Below are 22,563 nucleotides of genomic sequence, written 5' to 3'. Positions count from 1 at the left end.
CCTGTGGCCGGATGCGGACAGAACCGTTGTGACGGCGGTCACCAGCGGCTTACCTTGCCGTTGCAACGTTTCAAAATCCTCCGCCGCAAGGAAGTCCTTCATGTCGTCTGCTCCTCGAACCCGCGCTCGGGCCCGGGTCCGCCTCGTCGCCCCCGTGCTGGCGCTGGCCACCGGCCTGACGCTGAGCGTGCCGGCCGCGCTCGTGGCGGCCCCGGCGGCCGTCGCCGCCGACGCGCCGCTGACCGTCACCGGCCTCCAGACCAACGGCCGCACCGAGCCGCTCGGCATCCCCGGCGCCGACCCCAGCCTGAGCTGGAGGTCGGTGTCGTCGGCCCGGGGCGTGGTGCAGAGCGCCTACCAGGTGCGGGTCGCCAGCAGTGCGGACGCGCTCGACTCCGCCGACGTCTGGGACTCCGGCAAGGTCACCTCCGACAACCAGACGGACGTCGTCTACGGCGGTCCCGACCTGACGTCGGGCACCCGCTACGTCTGGCAGGTCAAGGTCTGGGACGGGTCCGACGCGGCCTCCGCCTGGAGCGAGCCCGCCTCGTTCGAGACCGGTCTCCTGGACGCTGGCGACTGGGGCGACGCCGACTGGATCGGCAAGTCGGCCGGCGGCGAGGTCGACCGGTGGACCGACTACACCGCCGACATCGACTTCGACATCGACCAGCTGGCGGTCGGCGTCTTCATCCGCGCGAAGGACACCGCCAACGCCTACATGTGGCAGATCTCGACCGCCGACGGCACCGGCGTCCCGAAGTTCCGCCCGCACAAGCGCGTCAACGGCGTCTACACGCTGCTCGGCAACCAGCCGATCACCGGCATCACCTCCGCCCAGCTGCTCGACGGCACCCACCGGCTGTCCGTCACCGTCGACGGCAGCACCATCACCACCAAGCTCGACGGCACCCAGATCGACCAGCGCACCGACGCGACCCTGACCAAGGGCTTCGTCGGCTTCCGCCAGGACTTCGCCAACGACGTCAACGAGTCCGCCGACATCAAGGCGGTCAAGGTGACCGCGAAGTCGGGTGACGTCCTCCTGGACACCGACTTCTCCGCCGGCAACCCGTTCAACGGCGGCACCCTGACCGACCAGGGCTTGCGCGTCGCGGACCGCAAGGACGTCCTGTGGCGCTCGCCCGACGCCAACAAGCCGCTGCTCCGCACGGAGTTCACGACCGAGCCCGGCAAGACCGTCGAGTCGGCGCGCGTCTACGCGTCGGCCCACGGTGTGTACGAGCTCGAGCTCAACGGCGACAAGGTCGGCGACCAGTTCCTCGCCCCCGGCAGCACCGACTACCGCAAGCGGGTCCAGTCCCAGACGTACGACGTCACCGACCAGGTCACCGAGGGCGACAACGCGCTCGGCGCCGAGCTCGGCGACGGATGGTGGGCCGGCAAGGTCGGCATGTGGGGTCCCGGCATGTTCGGGAGCTCGCTCGGCCTGATCGCGCGGCTGCGGATCGACTACACCGACGGCTCGACCCAGTACGTCAACACCGACGACAGCTGGAAGAGCCACTTCGGCCCGTACGCCGCGGCCGACAACATCGACGGCGAGACGTACGACGCCAACGCCGAGCAGCCGGGATGGGACGAGCCGGCCTTCGACGACGCCGCCTGGAACACCGTCTCGGTGGCGGGCTCCGACACGTCCAAGCTGGTGCCGCAGCCCGACGAGCCGGTCCGCGTGACCGGCGAGCGCCCGGCGCTGACGCGGACCGCGTCGCCCGGCGTCGCGAACGGCTACATCTACGACCTCGGCCAGAACATGGTCGGCGTCGCCCGGATGAAGATCTCCGGCGTGGCCGGCCAGACGGTGAAGTTCCGGTACGCCGAGGAGCTCCGCGCCAACGGCGAGTTCTACGTCGGCAACCTCCGGGCCGCGAAGGTGACCGACTACTACACCTTCAAGTCCGACGGCACCGTCGAGTACACCCCGAAGTTCACCCAGCACGGCTTCCGCTACATCGAGATCTCCGGTGCGGCGACCCCGCCCGAGGTCGGCGACGTCACCGGCGTCGTCTGGGGCTCGGACCTCACGGCGACCGGCGACCTGCAGACCTCCGACCCGATGCTGAACCAGCTGGTCAGCAACATCTCGTGGGGCCAGCGCGGCAACTTCCTGTCGATCCCGACCGACACCCCGGCCCGCGACGAGCGGCTCGGCTGGACGGGTGACATCAACGTGTTCGCACCGACGGCGAGTTACCTGCGCGACACCCGCGCGTTCCTCTCGAAGTGGACGGCCGACCTGCGCGACTCGGCGTACGACAACGGCAACCTGCCGGGCATCGCGCCGTCCGTCCCGACGATCGACCTGGGCAGCGGCCTCGGCTGGTCCGACTCCGCCATCACCGTCCCCTACGCGTCCTTCCACGCCCAGGGCGACACCAAGATCGTGCGCGAGAACTACGCAGCCATGCAGAAGTTCTTCGGGTTCGTGAAGACCGGCGCCGGCGCCGACCTGATCGACTCGGCACGCGGCAACTGGAACGACTGGCTCAACCTCGACGACAACACCGGAGTCGACGTGCTCGGCACCGCGTACTACGCCGAGGACGCCCGGATGCTCTCCGAGATGGCCGCCGCCGTCGGTGAGGACGGCGACGCGGCCGAGTACGCCGCGCTGTCCGGCCAGATCCGCGACGCCTTCACGGACAAGCTGGTGGCAGCCGACGGCACGGTCGACGGCAACAGCCAGACGGCGTACGCGATGGCGCTCGGGATGAACCTCGTCACCGACCCGGCGCTGCGCGAGAAGGTGGGTCAGAAGTTCGTCGCCAAGCTCAAGACGAGCGACTTCCACCTGACGACCGGCTTCCTCGGCACCCCGTGGCTGCTGCCGGCACTGACCAGCATCGACCGCACCGACCTCGCCTACACGATGATCCTCAAGAAGGACTACCCGTCCTGGGGCTACGAGATCCAGCACGGCGCCACCACCATGTGGGAGCGCTGGAACTCCATCGGCCCCGACGGCAGCTTCGGCGACGAGGGCATGAACTCCTTCAACCACTACGCGTACGGCGCGGTGGGCGACTGGATGTACCAGAACATCGGTGCCATCAAGGCGCTCGAGCCCGGCTACCAGAAGATCCAGGTCAAGCCGGCCGTCGGCGGTGCCCTGACCCACGGGTCGGGCCACTACGACTCCGTCTACGGCGCGATCGACACCGACTGGACCACGACCGGCGACGACCTGTCCCTCGCCGTCGACGTCCCGGTCAACACCACCGCGGACATCGTGGTGCCGGCGGGCAACCAGTACGCCGTCACCGAGGGCGGTCACCTGCTGGCCGACGTCGACGGCGTCACCGACGTGACCGCCGCCGACGGCACGGTCACGGTCACGGTCGGGTCGGGTCACTACGAGTTCGAGGTCACGGCCGCCAACGAGCGGCTGGGCGCGATCATCGGCTCGGTCGACCAGCTCCGCACGCACGTCGGCGACCTCGCCGAGAGCGAGGACCTCGGCGGTGCTGACGCCGAGCACCTGGACGGCGGCCTGGCCAACGTCCGCGACGACGTCAGCTCGGCGCTGCTCACCGTCCTGGCCGGGGACTCGGCCACGGGTGACCTGCAGGACGCTCTCGCCGGTGTGAAGACACTGCGCTCCTGGCTGGCGTCCTCCGGCGTCGGTCAGTCGGTCCGCTCCGACCTGGACGGTCGGCTCGGCGCGATCGAGGCGCAGCTGGTGCGGGCGCTGACCGCGAGCCTGGGCATCCAGGTCGCGCTGCCGCCGGTCTCCGGGTCGGCCCTGCCGGGGACGACCGTCGCCGGCACGGTCGACGTCACCAACGCCGGGGCGGGACCGGTCACCGGTCTCGATGCCACGGTCGCGGTCGACGGCTGGGGCATGGCGAACGCCACCCTCGGCTCCCTCGCCGTGGGTGCGAGCGCCCAGCTGCCGGTGACCTTCACGGTGCCGAAGCACCAGGTGCCGGGCTCGTTCGACGCCGACCTGACGCTCACGTACACGATCGGTGGCCAGGAGCTCACGCTCACCGACACCACGGCCGACTGGGCCACGGTGACGTCGGGACTGGCGATCGGGACGGTCGCCGCCACCATGGGTGACGCCGACCCGACCGAGCACGCCACGCTGACGGTGCCGCTCACCAACGACGGCAACGAGGCCATCGACGGCCACGTCGTCGTGACGCTGCCCGCGGGCTGGAAGTCCGTGCCGTCGGCCCGGGTGACCGTCCCTGCGGGTGGCAGCGCCACCGCCGAGGTGCCGGTCGTCGTCCCGCTGGACTTCGTGGCCGGACCGGTCGCGGCGACGGTGGAGCTGCGCCGCGCAGGCGCCAGCCTGGTCTCGGCCGACGCCAACCCGGTGTTCGCCCTGGCGACGCCGCCGACCGCCGGCGTGCTGGACCACGTCGACTTCGGTGACGGGCCCTCGGAGTCCGCGCACAACCTGATGAAGTCGGCGAGCAGCGGCACCAACACCGAGGCGGGCTACACCCGCCGCTACGCCAACTCGGCCACGCCGGGTGCGTGGTACTCGGCCACGGTGGACGTCACGCCGGGTCAGCCCTTCGTGCTGCGCGACATCGAGACCTTCGACGGTGCGCGGACGAAGAAGTACCACGTCTACGTGGACGACACCCTGGTGAAGACCCAGCTGGTGCCGCGCACGGAGACCGGTGCGGGCATCAAGGTCTACGACCTGCTGGTCGACGACCCCGCCGTCCTCGACAACGACGGCAACGTGCGGATCAAGTTCGAGTACCCCATGGACGCGAGCGGGTTCTTCGACCCGTCGATCGCCGACCTGTGGGTGCTCGGCGTACCGGCCGACACGCAGGCGCCGGACGTCTCGGCGTCGGTCACCTCCGGGACGGTCGGCGATGCCGGCTGGTACCGCAGCGACGCGACGGTCGCGGTCTCCGCGGCCGACAACCGGGACGAGGCACCGGTCGTCGAGACCGGCGACGGTGCCACCTGGCAGGAGTACGTCGCACCGGTGGTGGTCTCCGGGGAGGGCAAGCACACGCTGTCCTACCGGGCCGCCGACGCGGCGGACAACTCGTCCGGGACGCAGACGCTGCCGGTGTGGATCGACCAGACCGCACCCGAGACGACGCTGGCGGCCACCCGGGGCTCCGGGATCGAGGGCGCCGACTCCGCGACGCTGTCGTTCACCGCTGCCGACGCGCTCAGCGGCGTGGCGCAGACCGTCTACCGCATCGACGGCGGCGACTGGGTCACGCTCGGCGCTGGTGCGGTCACCGTGCAGGGCTTCGGTGAGCACCTGGTCGACTTCGCCTCGACCGACGTGGCCGGCAACCCCGAGGCGGTCCGTCACCAGACGGTCGACCTCTCGGACGTCGCGACCGTCGAGGCACTGGTGGCCCCGCAGGTCACCGGCGCCGCGAAGTACGGCTCGACGCTGACGGCCACCACCGGGTCCTGGAACACCAAGGGCCTGACCTTCGCCCGCCAGTGGCTCCGCGACGGGAACCCGGTGGCGGGCGCGACCGGCGCCACGCTCAAGCTCGGGGCCGCCGACGTGGGTCACCGGATCTCGGTCCGGGTCACGGCCGCCAAGGCCGGCAAGGCACCGGGGACCTCGGTCTCCACCGCCACCGCGAAGGTCGCCAAGGCCACCTCCTCCACCAAGGTCGGCGTCAACAAGACCAAGGTGAAGAAGGGGAAGTCGCTGAAGGTGAGCGTCACGGTCGCCTCGTCGCCGACGGCGACCGGCAAGGTCGTGGTCCGGGTGGACGGCAAGGCGGTCAAGACGGTGGTGCTGAAGAAGGGCAAGGCCAGCGCGACGATCGTGATCAAGCGCAAGGGCAAGCACAAGGTCACGGCGACGTACGCCGGATCGTCCGTGGTCGCCGGCTCGACCTCGGCCCCGCGCACGGTCAAGGTCGTCTGACGCCGGTGGCGTGACGAGCCCGGAGATGTAACGCCGCGTTACATCTCCGGGCTCGGCTCGTTGTCACCGTGTGAACCGAAGCCGCAGCATCGTCCTGACCCTGGTCTCCGCGCTGGCGCTGTCCAGCGTCGTCGCGGTCGCGGGGCCCGCCGGGTCCGCCGACGCGGCGCCCGCCGCGCGCGCCGGGTGGAAGCCCCGCCCGGCCACCTATCCGGGCACGGTCACCCAGCAGGACCTCGCGATCCCGATGGACGACGGCACCGTGCTGCGCGGCGACCTGGTGCTCCCGGCCAAGGCCGACGGCACCGCGGTGCGCAAGCGGTTGCCGGTGATCATCACGATCACGGCGTACAACAAGAGCGCGTCCGGCGGCAGCCCCCTCTCGGGTGCGGGCTCCGACTACCTGGTGCAGCGCGGCTACGCGCACCTGACCGTCGACGCCCGCGGCACCGGCAGCTCCGAGGGCTCGTGGGCGGCGTTCAGCCGTCGCGAGGACAAGGACGCCGGCGAGATCGTCGAGTGGGCGCACTCGCGCAAGCGCCCGTGGAGCAACGGCAGGATCGGGATGAACGGCCCGTCCTACATGGGGATCAGCCAGCTCTTCGCGGCCGGCCAGCGACCGAAGGGCCTCGAGGCGATCTTCCCGCAGGTCCCGGCCGCCGACGTCTACCGCGACGTCGTCGCCTCCGGCGGGCAGATCGACGTCGGCTTCATCCCCCTCTGGCTCGGTCTGGTGACGACGACCGGGGTCATCCCGCCCGCGGTCACCGCGACCGACCCGCAGTCCGGCTTCGGCGCGCTGATCGACCACCTCGGCGCCGCGGCCACCTTCACGCTGCCGCTCCTGCTCGACGCGGTCACCGGCGGCGACTCGGCGTACGACGGGAAGTTCTACCGCGACCGCTCACCGTCGCGCGTGGTCAACCGGGTCGACGTCCCGACCTTCCTGATCGGCGGCGAGTTCGACCTCTTCCAGCGGGGCACCCCGCTGATCTTCGAGAACCTCCAGGGCCGCGGGGTCCCGACCAAGATGATCATCGGCCCGTGGGACCACCTCGAGGGCTCGTCCGGCGCCGACGTCGGCAAGGCCGGCCACGGCAGCCTGAGCGAGCTGCAGCTGCGGTGGTTCGACCGCTACGTCCGCGGCATCAAGGACCCGACCCTCGACACCGACATCCCGCCGATCACCTACTACGAGCAGGGCAGCGGCCGGTGGACCAAGGCCCAGCACTGGATCGGCAACCAGCGCGCCGAGACCTTCAGGCTCACCGGATCGGCCGCGGCCGGTGGCGGCGCCGGCGCCCTCACCCGGGGCGACAAGGTGGCGGCCGGAACGGCGTACGTGCCGCCGGTCCCGGTGTCCGGCCTGTGCACCCGCTCCAGCAACCAGTGGACCGCTGGTCTGCCCGAGGCGGCGCTCGCCGACCTCCCGTGCTGGAGCGACAACGCGTCCAACGACACGACCGGGGTGGTCTTCCAGACCGGCCCGCTCGACCGTGCCGTCCGGCTGCGCGGGCCGATCAACGCCCGGCTCTACACCTCCAGCGCCAGCGGCGACGGCATGCTGTCGGTCTCGGTGTCCGACGTCGCGCCGAACGGCAAGGTGACCCGCCTGACCGGCGGCTGGCAGGTCGTCTCGCAGCGAGCGCTCGACAGGTCGCGGACCCGCTACCTCGACGGCCAGGTGCTGCAGCCGTTCCACCCCTTCACGAAGGCGTCGAAGAAGCCTCTCGCCAACGGCCAGGTCGCCCCGGTCGACGTCGAGGTCTTCCCCACGGCCGCCAAGATCGCGAAGGGTCACCGCCTGCGGATCGCGATCCAGTCCTTCGACGTGGTGCACCTGCTCCCGACCGTGCCCGACCTGCCGGGGACGCTGACCGGGCTGACCATCCACAACTCGGCGAAGTACCCGTCCGTCCTCACGATCCCGGGCCTCGGCTGATCCGGGGTCGATCCCGGAGCGATGAGTTCCGGGCGGCCGCCCGGTCGGAGTCGCCATGGACCTCATCGACTTCGGAGCCGCCACCCGGGCGCTGGCCGCGGTCGTCGCGGACATCCGCGACGACCAGCTGGCCGACCCGACCCCGTGCCCGGACTACTCGGTCGCCGACCTGCTCGACCACGTCGCCGGCCTGACCCTGGCCTTCACGCTCTCCGCGCACAAGGAGCCCCTCCCGGACGGGGGACAGCCCTCCGTCGACGGTGTGCAGCTCCCACCCGCCTGGCGCGAGGACATCCCGGCCGCTCTCGACCGGCTGGCGGCAGCGTGGTCCGAGCCCTCGGCGTACGACGGCCTGACGATGGCCGGACCCATCGAGATGCCCGCGGAGATGGTGGCCCTGGTCGCCCTCGACGAGGTGGTCGTGCACGGCTGGGACCTGGCCCGCGCCACCGGCCAGCCCTACGCCCCGGACGAGACAGCCGTGCTCGCCTCGCTGGGCTTCGCGTCCGGGTTCGAGCCCCCGCCCGAGGCCGGCACCGGCCCCTTCGGCCCGCCCGTGCCGGTGCCCGCCGACGCCCCGGCTCTCGACCGGCTCGCCGGCGCCACCGGGCGCGATCCGGGCTGGGCGCCCCGGCCGGCGACCTGATTTCGTCGCCACCCAGGCCCTCCGGTAACCTCTCCGGCGGTGGCGTGTCCGAGCGGCCGAAGGTGCAACACTCGAAATGTTGTGTGGGGTCACACCCACCGTGGGTTCAAATCCCACCGCCACCGCCAGTCAGTCTGAAAGCCCCGGGTCCTCGACCCGGGGCTTTCGGCATTTCTCGCCGCCGGATGAATTGAGTGGCACCACGATCCCCGGCCGGAGATCCGCCGGCGGAAATCGCCGAGCGGTGAGATCTATCCACAGACCAGCCGACGTTGACAGTCCGGAAACATAGTCGGCAGGTACTGGTCCCGAGTCGTAACACTGCGTGCCGCTTCGCTTCACAGCGCGCTCTTAAGTTGCATCTGCGGTCGACTCTGGCGTCCGTGCCCCTTCTCGGGCCGCGACGTACGACGGCGTTCGTCACGGACTGGTCTCACGCCACCACCGCTGCAACCCCCGTAGGACGCCGCCGGGCCTCACTGCCGCGCGGTCTCCTCGCCCTGCCCTCAGAGGAGCATCATGCGTTCACCCCTGCGCGCACTACGGCACGCTGCCGTGGTGTCGACGTCGGCCGGACTCGTCGTCAGTGGACTGCTGTTCACGGCGCCGACCGCGACGGCCGATCCCGGACTCGCGTCCGGACCGGACTGGAGCATCTCGGCCGTGCCGGCCGGCCTCCAGGTCACGCTCGAGCTCGACGACCCGCTGCCGATGGTCGACGACGCCCCCACCCTCCTGGTGGACGGCGTGAGCTACGGCGTGGCCACCGAGTCGGCGGACGGCACCACGCTGTCCGTGATCACCAGCGACCGCTCGGTCCTCGGCGCCGACGACGTCGAGCTCGGGTGGTCCAGCGGCAGTGCGTCGCAGTCGACCCCGACCGACTCGCCGGTGACGGCCAAGGCGCCCAAGCCGCTCAAGGCGATGTCCCGCTCGGCCGCGAAGGCGCTGCTCGACGACCCGTCGGCGGCCGGCACCTACAGCTACACCGAGGACGACTACGACTTCGGCGACGCGGCGATCCCGATGGCCGGCATCGGCGGCATCCGCGGCGAGATGACGGGCCGCGTCTACCTGCCCACCACCGGTGGCGCCCGCCCGACCGTGATCCTCCTGCACGGACGGCACAGCTCCTGCAGCGGCGGCAGCTGGCCGTGCGCCGCGGGCCGCTTCGAGATCCCGAGCTACAAGGGGTACGACGCGCTGGGCCAGAACCTCGCGACGCACGGGTACGCCGTCGTCTCGATCTCGGCCAACGCGATCAACGCCAACGACGCGGGCCTGACCCTCGACAACGGTGCGCTCGCGCGCGGCCAGCTCGTCATCGACAGCCTCAAGATGCTCAAGCAGGCCAACGCCGGCGAGCCGGTCAGCTACCACGACGCCGCGCTCAACCAGGACCTCACCCTGGACCAGGCGCTCGCCTCGACGACGGCCGACGCCTCCGGCTCGGTCCCGACCGGGACGCTCACCGCCGCCGACCTCGTCGGCAGGTTCGACCTCTCCGACGTCGGCTTGATGGGCCACTCGCGCGGTGGTGAGGGCGTCGTCTCCGCCGTCACCCTCAACCAGGCGCTCGCCGAGCCCTTCGGCATCAAGTCGGTGCTGCCCCTCGCCCCGGTCGACTTCGGCCGGATGACGGTCAAGGACATCCCGATGCTGGTGATGCTGCCCTACTGCGACGGCGACGTCTCCAACCAGCAGGGCCAGCACTTCTCCGACGACTCCCGCTACGCGTTCGGCGACAGCGTGCTCCGGTCGACGGTGTGGGTCATGGGTGCCGACCACAACTTCTTCAACACGACCTGGACCCCGGGCGCCTACCCGTACGCCACGAGCGACGACTGGAGCCCGACCGGCACGTCCACCAAGAGCGACACCGTGTGCAGCACGGCGGTCGCCGGCAACCAGCGGCTCAGCGCCGCCGACCAGTACGCGACCGGCGCGGCCGTGATGGCGGCCTGGTTCCGGCTCACCCTGGGCGGCGAGAACGCGCTCCTGCCGATGTTCGACGGCACCACCAAGCCGACCCTGCCGTCGGTCCCGGCCGCCGACCTGCGCACGATCGCCACGGCTCCGGCCGGTGCCCGCGCGGACATCAACCGGTTCGTGACCGACGGCCCGGCCGTCACCGCGATCGGCTCGTCCACCGTGGGGGTCTGCGCCAGCGCCGCTGGTCGCACGCTCCCGCAGTCGCTGCCCGCGTGTGCCACGGCGAGCACGGTGCGGTCGACCAGCGCGATGCCGCACTGGACGCCCGCGAACTTCGCGCCGAACGTCCCGGCCTCCCCGATGACGCGCTACACCTGGACCGCGACCTCCGGCACCAGCGCCAGCCGGATCACGGTCCGCGTCCCGGCCGCGGCGCGCAACGCCTCGGCGTACCAGGCGCTGACCTTCAACACCGCCCCCGACGAGGCGGTGGTGACCGGCACCGACCTGACGATCACCGTCGTCGACTCCGCGGGAGCGACCTGGTCGACGCTGGCGTCGGCGGTCAACCCGCTCGCCGTCAACCGGATGCCGATCAGCGGCTCGACCACCCTCAACAAGATCGTGCTCCAGCAGGTCTCGATCCCGGTGTCGAGCATGACGGGCATCAACACCGCCGACATCCGTGAGGTGCGCTTCGCGGGTGCCAACGGGGCCGACGCCACCGCCACCGGCGGTGTCTACCTGACCGACCTCGCCTTCACGAACTCCAGCATCGGGACCCCGGTCGTCGTCGGCTCCTCGCCGACCATCAACGTCGATCCCACCTCGGTGGAGGAGGGAGACACTGCCGACACCAAGAGCATCGCGGTCTACCTCACCAAGCCGGTCGACAAGACGGTCTCGGGTTACCTGACCGTCATCGGGTCGACCGCCAGCACTGGCAAGGCTGGACTGGTGGGGGCGAAGGTGACCTTCGCACCCGGCCAGACCTGCCAGGCCGTGACGGTGCCGACGTACGGGGACATCACCGCCCCCGGGACCCTGCTGACCAACTTCAAGGCGGCCGTCAGCAACCCGCAGGGCGTCATCACCGGCAGCAACGCCTTCAACAACCTGACGGTCCGGGACGACGACCGCGGCAGCGGAGCCACGCCAGTCACGCTTGCCCCGGCCGTCGGCGCCCAGGGTGACGTGTGCGCCGAGTACGCCGCCAAGTCGGTCGTCGGGGAGCTCGCCACCACCGACGCCGAGCCGGCGCCGGGCGACAAGGTCACGCTGACCGGCACCGGCTTCCGCAGCGGTGAGTCGGTCGCCTTCACCTCGGGCGGCAGCACCCTCGGGTCGGTCATCGCGGACGCGTCGGGCACCGCCACCTTCGTGGAGGAGCTCGCCAAGGACGCCGTCCTGGGTGCGTTCCCGGTGAAGGCCGTCGGTGCCGGCTCCGGCCGGACCGAGAAGGTCGACCTGTCCGTGCTGGCTCCGACCGAGACCAGCCTGGCTCTGAGCCCGGAAACCCCGGGGATCAAGGACCCGGTGACCCTCACGGCCACCGTGTCGGGCGCGGACACCAACGGCACGGTCGAGTTCTTCGACGGCGAGACCTCCCTCGGGAGCGCCGACGTCGTCGAGGGCGTGGCCTCGCTCGAGGTGCCGGCCGGCTTCCTCGCCGGACCGCACAGCCTGACCGCGGTCTTCGGCAAGACCGCCACGGCCGACTCCTCGACGTCGCAGCTGATCGCGTTCACCCTCACCAAGGGTGCGACGACGACGATGCTCCAGCTGTCGGCCCCGAGCACGACGTACGGGACCGGTGCCACCGGCACCGTGACCGTCGAGGGTGCCGACTCCGGCTCGGTGACGGTGGCGTACGGCGACACCGAGAAGGAGCTCACGCTCGACGAGTCCGGAGTGGCGACGTTCGCGCTGCCGGCCGACCTGGCCGTGGGCAGCTACACGGTGACGGCGGCGTACGCCGGCACCGACGAGCTCGCCGCCGGGGAGCCTGCCACGGCGACGTACGAGGTCACCAAGATCCCGACCTCGACGTCGGTGCAGCTGTCCGCCTCCAGCACGAAGTACGGCACCGGAGCCACCGGCACCGTGACCGTCAGCGGTGCGGATGCGGGCACGGTCACGGTGGCCTATGACGGGACCTCCACCGAGGTCGCGCTCAGCGACGCCGGTGTGGCGACCTTCGCGCTGCCGGCCGACCTGGCCGTCGGCAGCCACCCGGTGACGGCGACCTACTCCGGCACCGCCACCCTCGCCGCCGGCAGCCCGGTCTCGGCGACCTACTCGGTCACCAAGGCCTCGACGAAGACGACGGCCACCGCGCCGAAGTCGGTCGTGTCGGGCAAGAAGGTCACCGTCAAGGTGACCGTCAAGGGGGTCGCCGGTGTGGCGAAGCCCGGAGGCAAGGTCAAGGTGGCGTACGGCAGCCACCAGCTGACCGGCACCCTGTCGGGCGCCGGCACCGTGTCGGTGCCGGTGAAGCTGACCGGCAAGGGCGCCACCAAGATCAAGGTGACCTACGGAGGTGACAGCAAGTACCTGACCAGCACGGACACCGTGACGGTCAAGGTCGTCAAGAAGTAGTCACCGCACAGTCGCTCGCCCCGGTCATTCCCCATGATGGCCGGGGCGAGCCCTGTCTCGCGCAGGGTGTGGAATGTCCCCATGCCGATCTACGAGTTCGAGGGCAAACGCCCCTCCGTCCACCCCGACGCCTTCATCGCCCCGACCGCCACGCTGATCGGCGACGTGACCGTCGGGAAGGGCGCGAGCGTCTGGTACGGCGCCGTGCTCCGCGCCGACATCTGCACGATCGTGATCGGCGAGGGCGCCAACATCCAGGACAACTCGGTGCTGCACGCGGCTCCCGGCACCAGCCTGGTCGTCGGCGCCAACTCCACCATCGGCCACGGCTGCGTCGTCCACTGCGCCGAGGTCGGCGAGCAGGCCCTGATCGGCAACGGCTCGACGCTGCTCGACGGTGCGAAGATCGGCGCCCGCACGCTCGTCGCGGCCGGCTCGGTGGTCACGCCCGGCACCGAGATCCCGGGCGGTATGGTCGCCGCCGGCATCCCGGCCAAGCCCACGAAGCCGATCGAGGGCACGTCGTCGGAGTTCTGGATCGAGCAGAACCCGCCGTACTACCAAGAGCTCGCGCAGCGCCACCGCGCAGGCGCTCCCGAGGTCGTCGAGTGAGCGTCCGGGTCGAGGTCGACGGAGCGGTCACCACCGTCGTCGTGGACCGCCCCGATGCCCGCAACGCGGTCGACGGCCCGACTGCTGCGGCGCTCGTGGAGGCGTTCCGGGCCTTCGACGCGGACGACGGCCAGAGCGTCGCGGTCCTGTACGGCGAGGGCGGCACGTTCTGCGCCGGCGCCGACCTCAAGGCGATCGGCACCGAGCGCGGCAACCAGGTCACCCCGGACGGCGACGGGCCGATGGGACCGACCCGGATGCGGCTGTCCAAGCCGGTGATCGCCGCGATCGACGGGTACGCCGTGGCCGGCGGGCTCGAGCTCGCCCTCTGGTGCGACCTGCGCGTGGCCGGCGGCGATGCCGTCCTCGGCGTCTTCTGCCGGCGCTGGGGCGTCCCCCTCATCGACGGTGGCACCGTGCGCCTGCCGCGGCTGATCGGCACCAGCCGGGCGATGGACCTGATCCTCACCGGCCGCCCGGTCGACGCCTGGGAGGCCGAGCGGATGGGCCTGGTCAACCGGGTCGTCCCCACCGGCCACGCCCGGGCCGAGGCCGAGGCGCTGGCGCGGACGCTGGCGGCCCTGCCGCAGGCCTGCCTGCGCAACGACCGGCTCTCGGTCCTCGAGCAGGAGGGGCTCACCGAGGAGGAGGCCCTGGCGGCGGAGTACCGCCACGGGCTCGCCTCCCTCGAGGCCGGCGCGCTCGACGGCGCCGCGCGCTTCGCGTCTGGCGAGGGCCGGCACGGGGTGTCCTAGCGAGGCGGGTCGTCCAGGCAGACCGCGACCAGCTGGGCGGCGCCGTGGCGGGTGAACACCTGCCAGCCGCGGTCGAAGCTGACCAGCCGCACACGGCCGTCGGCCGACCGGATCAGCGCCGAGGCCGGGTCGGCGTGGTCGAAGCCGGTCGTCGAGCAGTCGTGGCGGTCGATCATGCGCTGCACCCGGGCGGACGGGTCGGCGGTGACCGCGAACGAGCCGCCGCCCTCGTCGTGCGCCGGAGCCCAGAGCCCGGCGAGCACGACGAGGGACAGCGCGCCCGCTCGCACACCGAGGAGTGCCGTCTGCAGTCGTCGCGACGGCGGCGGGAGCCGGTGGGACATCGAATCTCTCCTCGTACGGTGTCTCCCGCGTCCGTCCCCCCAGGGCGGGCGCGGTCCTCCCATCCGGTCAACGACGCTTCTCGCCTCGGGGTACGGGAGGATGGGCACATGCCGCAGCCGAGCTCCTGGTTCTCCTCACCCGACGACGCCGCCACCCGGCTGGCCGAGGTCGGCTATCTCGCCGACCCGACGACCGCCACGACGGCGTACCTCGCCGGTGCGCTCGAGAAGCCGCTGCTCGTCGAGGGCCCCGCCGGCGTCGGCAAGACCGAGCTGGCCAAGGCGGTCGCGAAGGTCACGAACGCCGAGCTCGTCCGGCTCCAGTGCTACGAGGGCCTCGACGAGGCACGGGCGCTCTACGAGTGGAACTACAAGAAGCAGCTGCTCCGGATCCAGTCCTCCCAGGGCTCCGACCAGGAGTGGTCGGCGACCCACGACGATATTTTCACCGACGAGTTCCTGCTGACCCGGCCGCTGCTGACCGCGATCCGGCGCGAGGAGCCGACGGTGCTGCTCATCGACGAGGTCGACAAGACCGACGTCGAGGTCGAGGGGCTGCTGCTGGAGGTGCTGTCCGACTTCCAGGTCACGATCCCGGAGCTGGGCACGGTCTCCGCCGTACGCCGTCCCTTCGTGGTGCTGACGTCCAACGCGACCCGCGAGCTGTCCGAGGCCGTCAAGCGGCGCTGCCTCTACCTGCACCTCGACTACCCGGACGCCGAGCGCGAGCGCGAGATCGTCACCTCGCAGGTGCCGGACCTCGAGGAGCGGGTCGCCGTACGCCTCGTCGAGACGATCTCGCGGCTGCGCGAGCTGGAGCTCAAGAAGGCGCCGTCGATCGCCGAGTCGGTCGACTGGGCGCGCACCCTGGTGGCGCTGGAGATCCGCGAGCTCGACGAGAAGGCGATCGCGGACACGCTCGGGGTCGTGCTCAAGCACGCGTCCGACCAGACGAAGGCCGTGAAGGAGCTCCGACTCCGCGCATGACGTTCACCCCACGAAATCGCGTGGCTCCCCCGCTTCGCTCCTCCACCCCACGATTCCGCGGGGACCCCGAATGACGTCAGGACTGGTCGAGAGGCACATCTCCTTCCTGGAGGCGCTGCGCGCCGCCGGGCTGTCGGTGTCGCTCGCCGAGGACCTGGACGCGGTCGCGGCGCTGCAGGCGCTGCCGTGGGACGACCGGTCCGTGGTGCGGGCGGGGTACGCCGCCACGCTGGTCAAGAAGCAGACCCAGCGGCCCACGTTCGACGCGCTCTTCGACGTCTACTTCCCCCGGATGGTGGGCGACGGGGTCGCGGGTGGACGCGACGACGACGCCGCCGACAGCGGGGTGCGCGACAACGCCGAGGCGCTGGCGGCCTTCCGCGACGAGCTCGCCGACGCCCTCGCCGATGGCGACCAGCAGGTGATGCTGGAGCTGGCGGCCGAGATGATCGCCCGGTTCGGCGCGATGCCCGGCCGCGGACCGGGGCTGTCGTCGTGGTCGGCGTACACCGCCATGCAGCGGGTGGCGCCGTCCGAGCTGGTCGACCGGATCGTGCAGGCGCTGATGGGGGAGGGCCGCCTGGACGACGAGGCCCGGCGCGAGGCCGGCCGGCGGATGGGCGGCTTCACCGCGATGGTCGAGGCCGACGCCCGGCGCCGGATCGCGGAGGAGAAGGGGCCCGAGCACGTCGCCAACGTCGCGATCAAGCCCTCGATCGACCGGCTCGACTTCACCGCCGCCCGCCGCTCGGACCTCGAGCAGATGCGGCGCGAGATCTACCCGCTGGCCCGCCGGCTCGCGACCCGGCTCACCCAGGAGCACCACGCCAAGCGCCGCGGCCCGCTGGACTTCCGGCGTACGGTCCGGGCCTCGATGTCCACCGGCGGCGTCCCTCTGACCACCCACCACAAGCCCAAGCGGCCGCACCGCACCGAGCTCGTGGTGCTCTGCGACGTCAGCGGGTCGGTGGCCAACTTCGCACAGTTCACGCTGCTGCTGGTCTACGCGCTGCGCGACCAGTTCGAGAAGGTCCGCGCGTTCACCTTCATCGACCACGTGCACGAGGTGACCGAGCACTTCGTGCCCGGCGCCGACCCCGCCGACGTCCTGACCGACCTCGCCGCCAGCACGGCCCACGCCGCGCTGTGGGGCCGCACCAACTACGGCCGGGCGCTGGTGAAGTTCGAGGAGAACCACGCCGACGCCCTCGGCCCCAAGTCGTCGCTGCTGATCCTCGGTGACGCGCGCTCCAACTACAGCGACCTCCATCTCGACGTGCTGAAGCGGCTCGCCGGCCAGGCCCGGCACGCCTGGTGGCTCAACCCCGAGCACCGACGGCACTGGGACACCGGCGACTCCGCCGCGACCAGGTACGGCGAGGTCGTGCCGATGGTGGAGTGCCGCAACCTGACCCAGCTCCAGGAGTTCGTGCACGACATCCTCTAGCGGGGGAGCAGGTCTGCCCCCGGCCCACGGGAGCCCTGCGAGATGATGTCGTGATGGAGTCCGATCTCAAGGCCGCACTCAGGCGGACGGCACCTGCCGACCTGGGTGAGCGGATCAAGGGCAGGCGCCTCGCGGCTGGGCTGACCCAGGCCGAGCTCGGAGGTGGCGATGCGTCCGTGGGCTACATCTCGCGCATCGAGTCGGGGCATCGCCGCCCCGACTTCAAGCTCCTGGGGGTGATCGCCCGTCGCCTGGGTCTGACCCTCGAGCAGCTCCTGCTCGGTCTCGTCCCGGAGGACCAGCCTCCAGGAGATCGTCTGCAGCTCGACTATGCCGAGCTGGCGCTGAAGTCGGGGGAGCCGCAGCGATCGCTCGCCCTGACCGCCGACCTCCTGGAGAAGTACCGGTCCGGTACGCACCGCGAGTTCCTCGAGCAGATCCGACTGGTCCACGCCGCGGGGCTGGAGGACGCCGGCGACCTCCGGGCCGCGCTCGACGTCCTCCAGACGGTGCTCGTGGCCGATGTCGCGAGCCCGGCGACCCGGGTGCGGGCAGCGACCTCCCTCAGTCGTTGCTACCGCGAGGTCGGTGACCTCGACAGGGCCATCGCCGTCGGAGAGTCGATCCTTGCCGAGCTTGCCACGCAGGACCTGGACCACACGGACGAGGCCCTCCAGCTCCTGGCGACGGTCGCCGCCGGCTACTTCGAGCGAGGGGACGTCGAGCATGCCGCAAGCATGTGCCGCCGAGGTGTCACGCTCGTGGACGAGTCGAACTCACCCACGGCACGTGCGTCGTTGTACTGGAACGCGAGCGTGATGCAGTCGGAAGCGGGCGACACGGTGGGTGCGCTTCCGCTGGCGGAGAAGGCGTTGGCACTGTTGGAGGAGGCCGACCACCAGTCGAACGTGACGCGCATGCGGGCGCAGCTCGCGGTCATGCAGCTCCAGCTGGACCCACCCGAGATCGAGTCGGCCACGGCGGCCCTGGAGCGAGCGGCCGCGGAGTTCGACGCGCTCGGTGGCTCGGCCGTGGACCGTGCCCGGACGACCTTCCACCTGGCAAAGGCGAAGTTCCTCGGGCAGGACCTGGGCGAGGCCCGTCGTCTGGCGCTCCAGGCCCGCGCTGTGGCGCAGGACCTGTCGCCTCGACTCACCGCCGACTCCCTCGTGCTGCTGGGGCAGATCGATGCAGCAGACGACGATCTCGATGCGGCACGCGAGCGCTTCCAACAGGCTGCCTTGGAGCTCGCCGCCGCAGGAGAAGCCATGGACCGCCACACGGCGCAGCTGTGGCTGGACCTCGCCCACCTGCTCGAGTCGGTCGACATGCCGGACGCCGCGCTCGATGCGTACCGTCGCAGTGCTGCCTCGACCGGACTACGGCCGCAACGCGTCCGTCCCACCGACCGCACGCGCTGACCGGCGCAGGCCGCGTCAGCAGCACCAGTACGGGTCCGCGGACGGCGCGGTCGCCGCCGAGTGGTCGGCGCCGTCGAACGCCCCCAGCGCCAGGACGGTGAGGGCAGCCACGACGGTCGAGGTGATGAACGAACGCATGAGATCTCCTGTTGCCACAAAGTTGCCCGAAATCTGTCACGAGTAGGAAACCCCCTCTCGCCCGTCTTGTCCGAAAATCGAGAAAGAACGCCGGATTAACCGACTACTGGGTTTGTCAAAATATTGCCAATCGCTTGACGTCCGACCCAGACGACGGAAGGCTTCGCTCACCTCGGGCCTCTCGGTGGCCCGGGCAAGACGGGCGGGGGAGTGCCGTGGGCACAGCGCTGTCGGGACGCGCGGGCGGGTGCGCCGCGAGTGGTCTCGAGACGGTGGTCGTCAGCTACGGCGAGAGCGCTACCGACCTGTCTCTCGGGCGCTCTGTCGCGTCCTCCAGGCGTCCTGGTCGATCGGCTGGGATCAACACAGAAGGAGAATGTGGATGCGGAAATTGATCATCGGCACGGTCGCGACCACGACGCTGTTCTTCGCGGGGGCGGGAGCAGCTTTTGCGGCCGTCAGCGGATCGCTCAACGTCTCGACCTCAGGCGCGGCCACGTCGGGCGGCACCTTCAACTTCAAGTCCGCCGGCTGCAAGTGGGGCACCAACGCCTGGGACGGCCGCGTCTCGGGAGTGTTCGACGTCTCGACCGCGACCGATCACCTCAACGGACGAGTCGACGGCTACGGCTGGACGAAGCTCGTCCAGGCCAACTCGGCCGGCGACTACGACTACGACTACTGCATCAGCGGGCGTGACGTCACCGTGCACGACACGATCGCCATCCAGGCATGTCGGGAGCACTGGTACGGCGATGACTGCTCGAGCAAGGAGAAGAGCCGGACCTGAGGACACCCACATGATGACGCGTCGCCGACCTCGAGGAGTCGGGGACCGACCGGTTCGGGGGAGCGGTCGAAACTGCCGGCTCGACGCAGGCCCGACGTGCCGGTGTCGTGGTCGGCGACGCGTCATCCTTGCCACGTGAGGTGGAGGCATTGACAGAGATCCTGCGGGCGAACGAGCTGTCGCTGCGGTACGGGCAGCAGCAGGTGCTGCGCGAGGTGTCAGTCACCTTTCCGCGGCCCGAGGCGGTTGCCGTCACCGGTCCGTCAGGCTCCGGCAAGACCAGCCTGCTCTACGCCCTCTCGGGCCTGGAGCGAGGTGTCACCGGATCGGTCTGGCTGCTTGGTCACAGGTTGGATGAGCTCGACGCAGACCGGCTCTCCGACCTGCGGCTCCACAACGTCGGGTTCGTGTTCCAGTCGGCAGACCTCGTTCCCGAGCTGACGCTGCGGCAGAACATCGCGCTGCCCCTCCAGCTGGCGGGCACCTCCCGGCGTTCGGTACGGGAGCGCGTCGAGGAGCTCGTCGAGACTTTGGGCCTGACCCAGAGCGCCGATCGCCGTCCCAGCCAGGTGTCGGGTGGGCAGGCGCAACGCTGCGCCGTGGGCCGGTCCGTAGCACTCCGGCCGGCCATCGTGTTCGCGGACGAGCCGACCGGCGCGCTCGACCAGCACAACCGCGACGTCGTCCTCGACCTGCTGCTCGACCAGGTGCGCCAGATCGATGGTCTGCTCGTCGCCGTCACCCACGACCCCGAGGTGGCTTCACGCTTCGACCGCTCCATCTCGCTCACTGACGGTGTGATCACGGGCGACACGGACGGAGTGCGCCTTGCGGACCGGGCGTGACGTCCGCCTGGCGATCACGCTGGTTCGTGGCGCCGGCCGCCGCGACGCCGTACGGCTGGTGGCCATGGCGTTCGGTGTCGCTCTGGCGGTCTACGCCGCACTGGTCGGGATCGCCGCCCCCCGGGTGGCGACGGCGGCCCACGAGGTCGAGGTCGACCGGGCTCCGGTGCTCAGTGAGCAGAGCGCCGCACACGGGTTGCGGATCCAATCGGCGTCGATCACCGTCCACGACCGGGTCTGGACCCGTGCCACCGTCACCGGCGCCGGGTCGCGCGCGCCGCGTCCGCCGGGCGTCGCGCAGTGGCCGGCGAGCGGTGAGTCGATCGTGTCACCGGCGTTGCGGGACCTCGCCGAGGCTGATCCGGACGTCGCCGCGACGATCGGGCCGATCGCCCCAGCGACCATCGGCGCCGCCGGGCTCACCGGCCCCGACGAGCTGTTCTCCTACACGGCGGCCGGCCAGGAGGCGGGAGCGCATGCTCCGGGGCAGGCCGACCGCCGTCCCGTGGTCACGGCGTTCCACAACCCCGCAGCGGTGACGTCGGGCGGGCTGAGCTTCCTGGTCGTCATCGAGCTCGCGCTCCTCGTCCTCGCGCCCGCGGCCATCTTCCTGCTCACCGCGCTGCGACTGTCGGCGGTCAGCCGGTCCAAGCGCACCTTCGCGCTGGGACTCGCTGGCATGTCGCCGTCGCGGACCGCTCGCCTGTACGCCTGGGAGATGTCGGTGGTCGCGGTGGCGGGGTTCGTCGTGGGGACTGCCGCGTACGAAACGACCCAGGCGCCTCTCGGCTCGTCGGGGTGGCTGGGCGTGTACTGGTGGCCCGACCAGGGTGCCCTCGGTGGGGCGGCGGTGCTCGTCGCCGGGGTGGCCACGGTCGTGGTCGTCAACCTGACAGCGCGCCGGTCCATGCGGATCGAGGCCACCCGGACCAGGTCACAGCGGGGACGCCGCCCGGGTCGGATCTCGGCAGCGGTGGGGCTCGTGCTGGGGGTTCCCTCCGTCGGCTTCCTGGCCGTCGTCGCCCTCAACGGGTGGCTCCATCCGTCCACTCGGTGGACCAACGACACCTTCGCCGGCTACATCGCGGTCGCCGTGCTCGCCGGTGTCGGCGCCATCATCATCGGCATCCCGAGCCTGATCGCCGGCCTCGGCGACGCGGCCGCCAGCCGAACCGGGCCGACGTTCGCGCTCGGGCTCCGCGGAGCGGCCTACCGGGTGACCACCTCTCGTCGGCTGGTCGCGTTCGTCTCGTGCGCCGTCATGCTCGCTGGTCTCAGCGCGGCGTTTCTCGCTTCCCTCCACCGGGGTGCCTTCGGAGACCCGGACGAGGCGACCGTGACGTTCGAGGTGGCCAGCATCCGCGCCGATCCACACTGGCTCCGCGACCTGCCAGCCGGTCCGTACACGATCGAGACGTCCGTGCGGACTCCTGCCGGCGGCATGGTGTCGGTCGAGGTGGGTGACTGCGAAGCCGTCGAACGCCAGGCCGCCACAGTCTTCCTGCGTCCCGGGCCGTGCGTGGACGCCGTCCAGCTGGGCCCCGGATCGGGCACCGGTGCGCCGCAGACCGTCACGATCGCGGGCCACCGGCTCCACGTCCCTGCGGCTGGGGAGACCTCCGACGTCAGCTGGTCGCTCAAGTTCCCGGTGCAGGACGCGGGCTGGGCGCGAGACCTCGAGGACGGCGACATCACCTACTGGGTCAGCCGGAGCGACGGCACCTACGACTCGACCGTGCGCGCCCTCACGACCACGTTCCCCGACCTGCGCATCGACGCTGGTCTCAAGAACGCCGACCAGTACGCCGTCTACCGCCAGCAGGCGGGAACCGTACGAGCCGCCGCTGCCCTGGGCATCCTGCTGAGTGTCTGTTCGTTCCTCCTGACCTCGCTGGAGAGCCGGTGGGAGCGGACTCGTTCGGTCATGGCGCTCTCCGCGATCGGGACCAGGCAGCGCGTCCTCCGAGGGGCCAACCTGGTCGAGTTCGTCTTCCCGGTGCTCGTCGCGGCCGTCCCCGCGGCCGTCGTCGGCATCCTCGGGGGATGGGCGATCTTGTCGTTCCGGGGCAGTGACGGGATGTTCTCGGCCGGCATCGTCGAGGCGTCATGCGCCGGCGTCCTCGCCGCGGTCGCGATCGCCGGCCTCGCTGGCTGGGGCACCGGCAAGGCCGAGTTCGACCGGGAGGCGATCGCGGACACCTGAGGGTCTC

General features: G+C 71.1%; 14 protein-coding genes and 1 tRNA gene. 13 read left to right on the top strand and 2 right to left on the bottom strand.

Features of this window, described 5'->3' with window-relative positions; translation table 11 throughout:
• Positions 1-100 precede the first annotated feature (100 nt).
• The 7 genes from ABEA34_RS10045 (at position 101) to ABEA34_RS10015 (ending at position 14,381) form a co-directional block, all read left to right on the top strand.
• The gene (locus ABEA34_RS10045) at positions 101-5,896 is read left to right on the top strand and encodes a family 78 glycoside hydrolase catalytic domain (protein WP_345521113.1); all 5,796 of its coding nucleotides are present in this window, start codon (positions 101-103) and stop codon (positions 5,894-5,896) included.
• Between the two features lie 70 nt (positions 5,897-5,966).
• Positions 5,967-7,838, top strand: coding sequence for a CocE/NonD family hydrolase (locus tag ABEA34_RS10040; protein WP_345521112.1), 1,872 nt, complete (start codon positions 5,967-5,969; stop codon positions 7,836-7,838).
• A 55-nt stretch (positions 7,839-7,893) separates the two neighbouring features.
• Positions 7,894-8,484 (top strand): TIGR03086 family metal-binding protein, encoded by a 591-nt coding sequence (locus ABEA34_RS10035; RefSeq protein ID WP_345521111.1) that lies wholly within the window; start codon positions 7,894-7,896, stop codon positions 8,482-8,484.
• Between the two features lie 38 nt (positions 8,485-8,522).
• A tRNA-Ser gene (locus ABEA34_RS10030) sits at positions 8,523-8,612 on the top strand.
• Between the two features lie 391 nt (positions 8,613-9,003).
• On the top strand, positions 9,004-13,014 hold the full coding sequence (locus ABEA34_RS10025; protein ID WP_345521110.1) for an Ig-like domain repeat protein: 4,011 nt from the start codon (positions 9,004-9,006) through the stop codon (positions 13,012-13,014).
• Positions 13,015-13,095: 81 nt separating this feature from the next.
• Positions 13,096-13,626 carry a gamma carbonic anhydrase family protein gene (locus tag ABEA34_RS10020; RefSeq protein ID WP_345521109.1) on the top strand — a complete coding sequence of 177 codons (531 nt, stop codon included), beginning with the start codon at positions 13,096-13,098 and terminating at the stop codon, positions 13,624-13,626.
• Entirely contained in the window at positions 13,623-14,381 is a 759-nt protein-coding gene (locus ABEA34_RS10015) for a crotonase/enoyl-CoA hydratase family protein (protein WP_345521108.1), read from the top strand. The genes ABEA34_RS10020 and ABEA34_RS10015 overlap by 4 nt, the downstream gene beginning before the upstream one ends.
• Here ABEA34_RS10015 and ABEA34_RS10010 read toward each other — a convergent pair.
• A complete protein-coding gene (locus tag ABEA34_RS10010; RefSeq protein WP_345521107.1) occupies positions 14,378-14,725 on the bottom strand; it encodes a hypothetical protein in 348 nt (115 codons plus the stop codon). The two genes, ABEA34_RS10015 and ABEA34_RS10010, sit on opposite strands and share 4 nt — an antisense overlap.
• A 108-nt stretch (positions 14,726-14,833) precedes the next feature.
• On the opposite strand from ABEA34_RS10010, the gene ABEA34_RS10005 reads away from it, so the two are divergent.
• The 3 genes from ABEA34_RS10005 (at position 14,834) to ABEA34_RS09995 (ending at position 18,580) form a co-directional block, all read left to right on the top strand.
• Positions 14,834-15,712: an AAA family ATPase gene (locus ABEA34_RS10005; protein ID WP_345521106.1), complete on the top strand. Its 879-nt coding sequence runs from the start codon at positions 14,834-14,836 to the stop codon at positions 15,710-15,712.
• A 70-nt stretch (positions 15,713-15,782) separates the two neighbouring features.
• On the top strand, positions 15,783-17,159 hold the full coding sequence (locus ABEA34_RS10000; protein WP_345521105.1) for a vWA domain-containing protein: 1,377 nt from the start codon (positions 15,783-15,785) through the stop codon (positions 17,157-17,159).
• Between the two features lie 53 nt (positions 17,160-17,212).
• A complete protein-coding gene (locus tag ABEA34_RS09995) occupies positions 17,213-18,580 on the top strand; it encodes a helix-turn-helix domain-containing protein (protein WP_345521104.1) in 1,368 nt (455 codons plus the stop codon).
• A 15-nt stretch (positions 18,581-18,595) separates the two neighbouring features.
• Here ABEA34_RS09995 and ABEA34_RS09990 read toward each other — a convergent pair whose 3' ends face one another.
• Complete coding sequence (locus tag ABEA34_RS09990) at positions 18,596-18,718, bottom strand: hypothetical protein (RefSeq protein WP_345521103.1); 123 nt, start codon at positions 18,716-18,718, stop codon at positions 18,596-18,598.
• A gap of 382 nt (positions 18,719-19,100) precedes the next feature.
• Between ABEA34_RS09990 and ABEA34_RS09985 the strand changes: the two genes are divergently transcribed.
• The 3 genes from ABEA34_RS09985 (at position 19,101) to ABEA34_RS09975 (ending at position 22,556) form a co-directional block, all read left to right on the top strand.
• A complete protein-coding gene (locus ABEA34_RS09985; RefSeq protein WP_345521102.1) occupies positions 19,101-19,508 on the top strand; it encodes a hypothetical protein in 408 nt (135 codons plus the stop codon).
• A gap of 149 nt (positions 19,509-19,657) precedes the next feature.
• A complete protein-coding gene (locus ABEA34_RS09980; protein ID WP_345521101.1) occupies positions 19,658-20,353 on the top strand; it encodes an ABC transporter ATP-binding protein in 696 nt (231 codons plus the stop codon).
• Positions 20,337-22,556 (top strand): FtsX-like permease family protein, encoded by a 2,220-nt coding sequence (locus ABEA34_RS09975; protein ID WP_345521100.1) that lies wholly within the window; start codon positions 20,337-20,339, stop codon positions 22,554-22,556. The genes ABEA34_RS09980 and ABEA34_RS09975 overlap by 17 nt, the downstream gene beginning before the upstream one ends.
• The last annotated feature ends 7 nt before the right edge of the window (positions 22,557-22,563 follow it).

The organism is Nocardioides conyzicola, from assembly GCF_039543825.1.
Lineage (GTDB): Bacteria > Actinomycetota > Actinomycetes > Propionibacteriales > Nocardioidaceae > Nocardioides > Nocardioides conyzicola.
The sequence above is the reverse complement of the archived record's forward strand: the minus strand, read 5'-3'. Positions and strand labels throughout refer to the sequence as shown.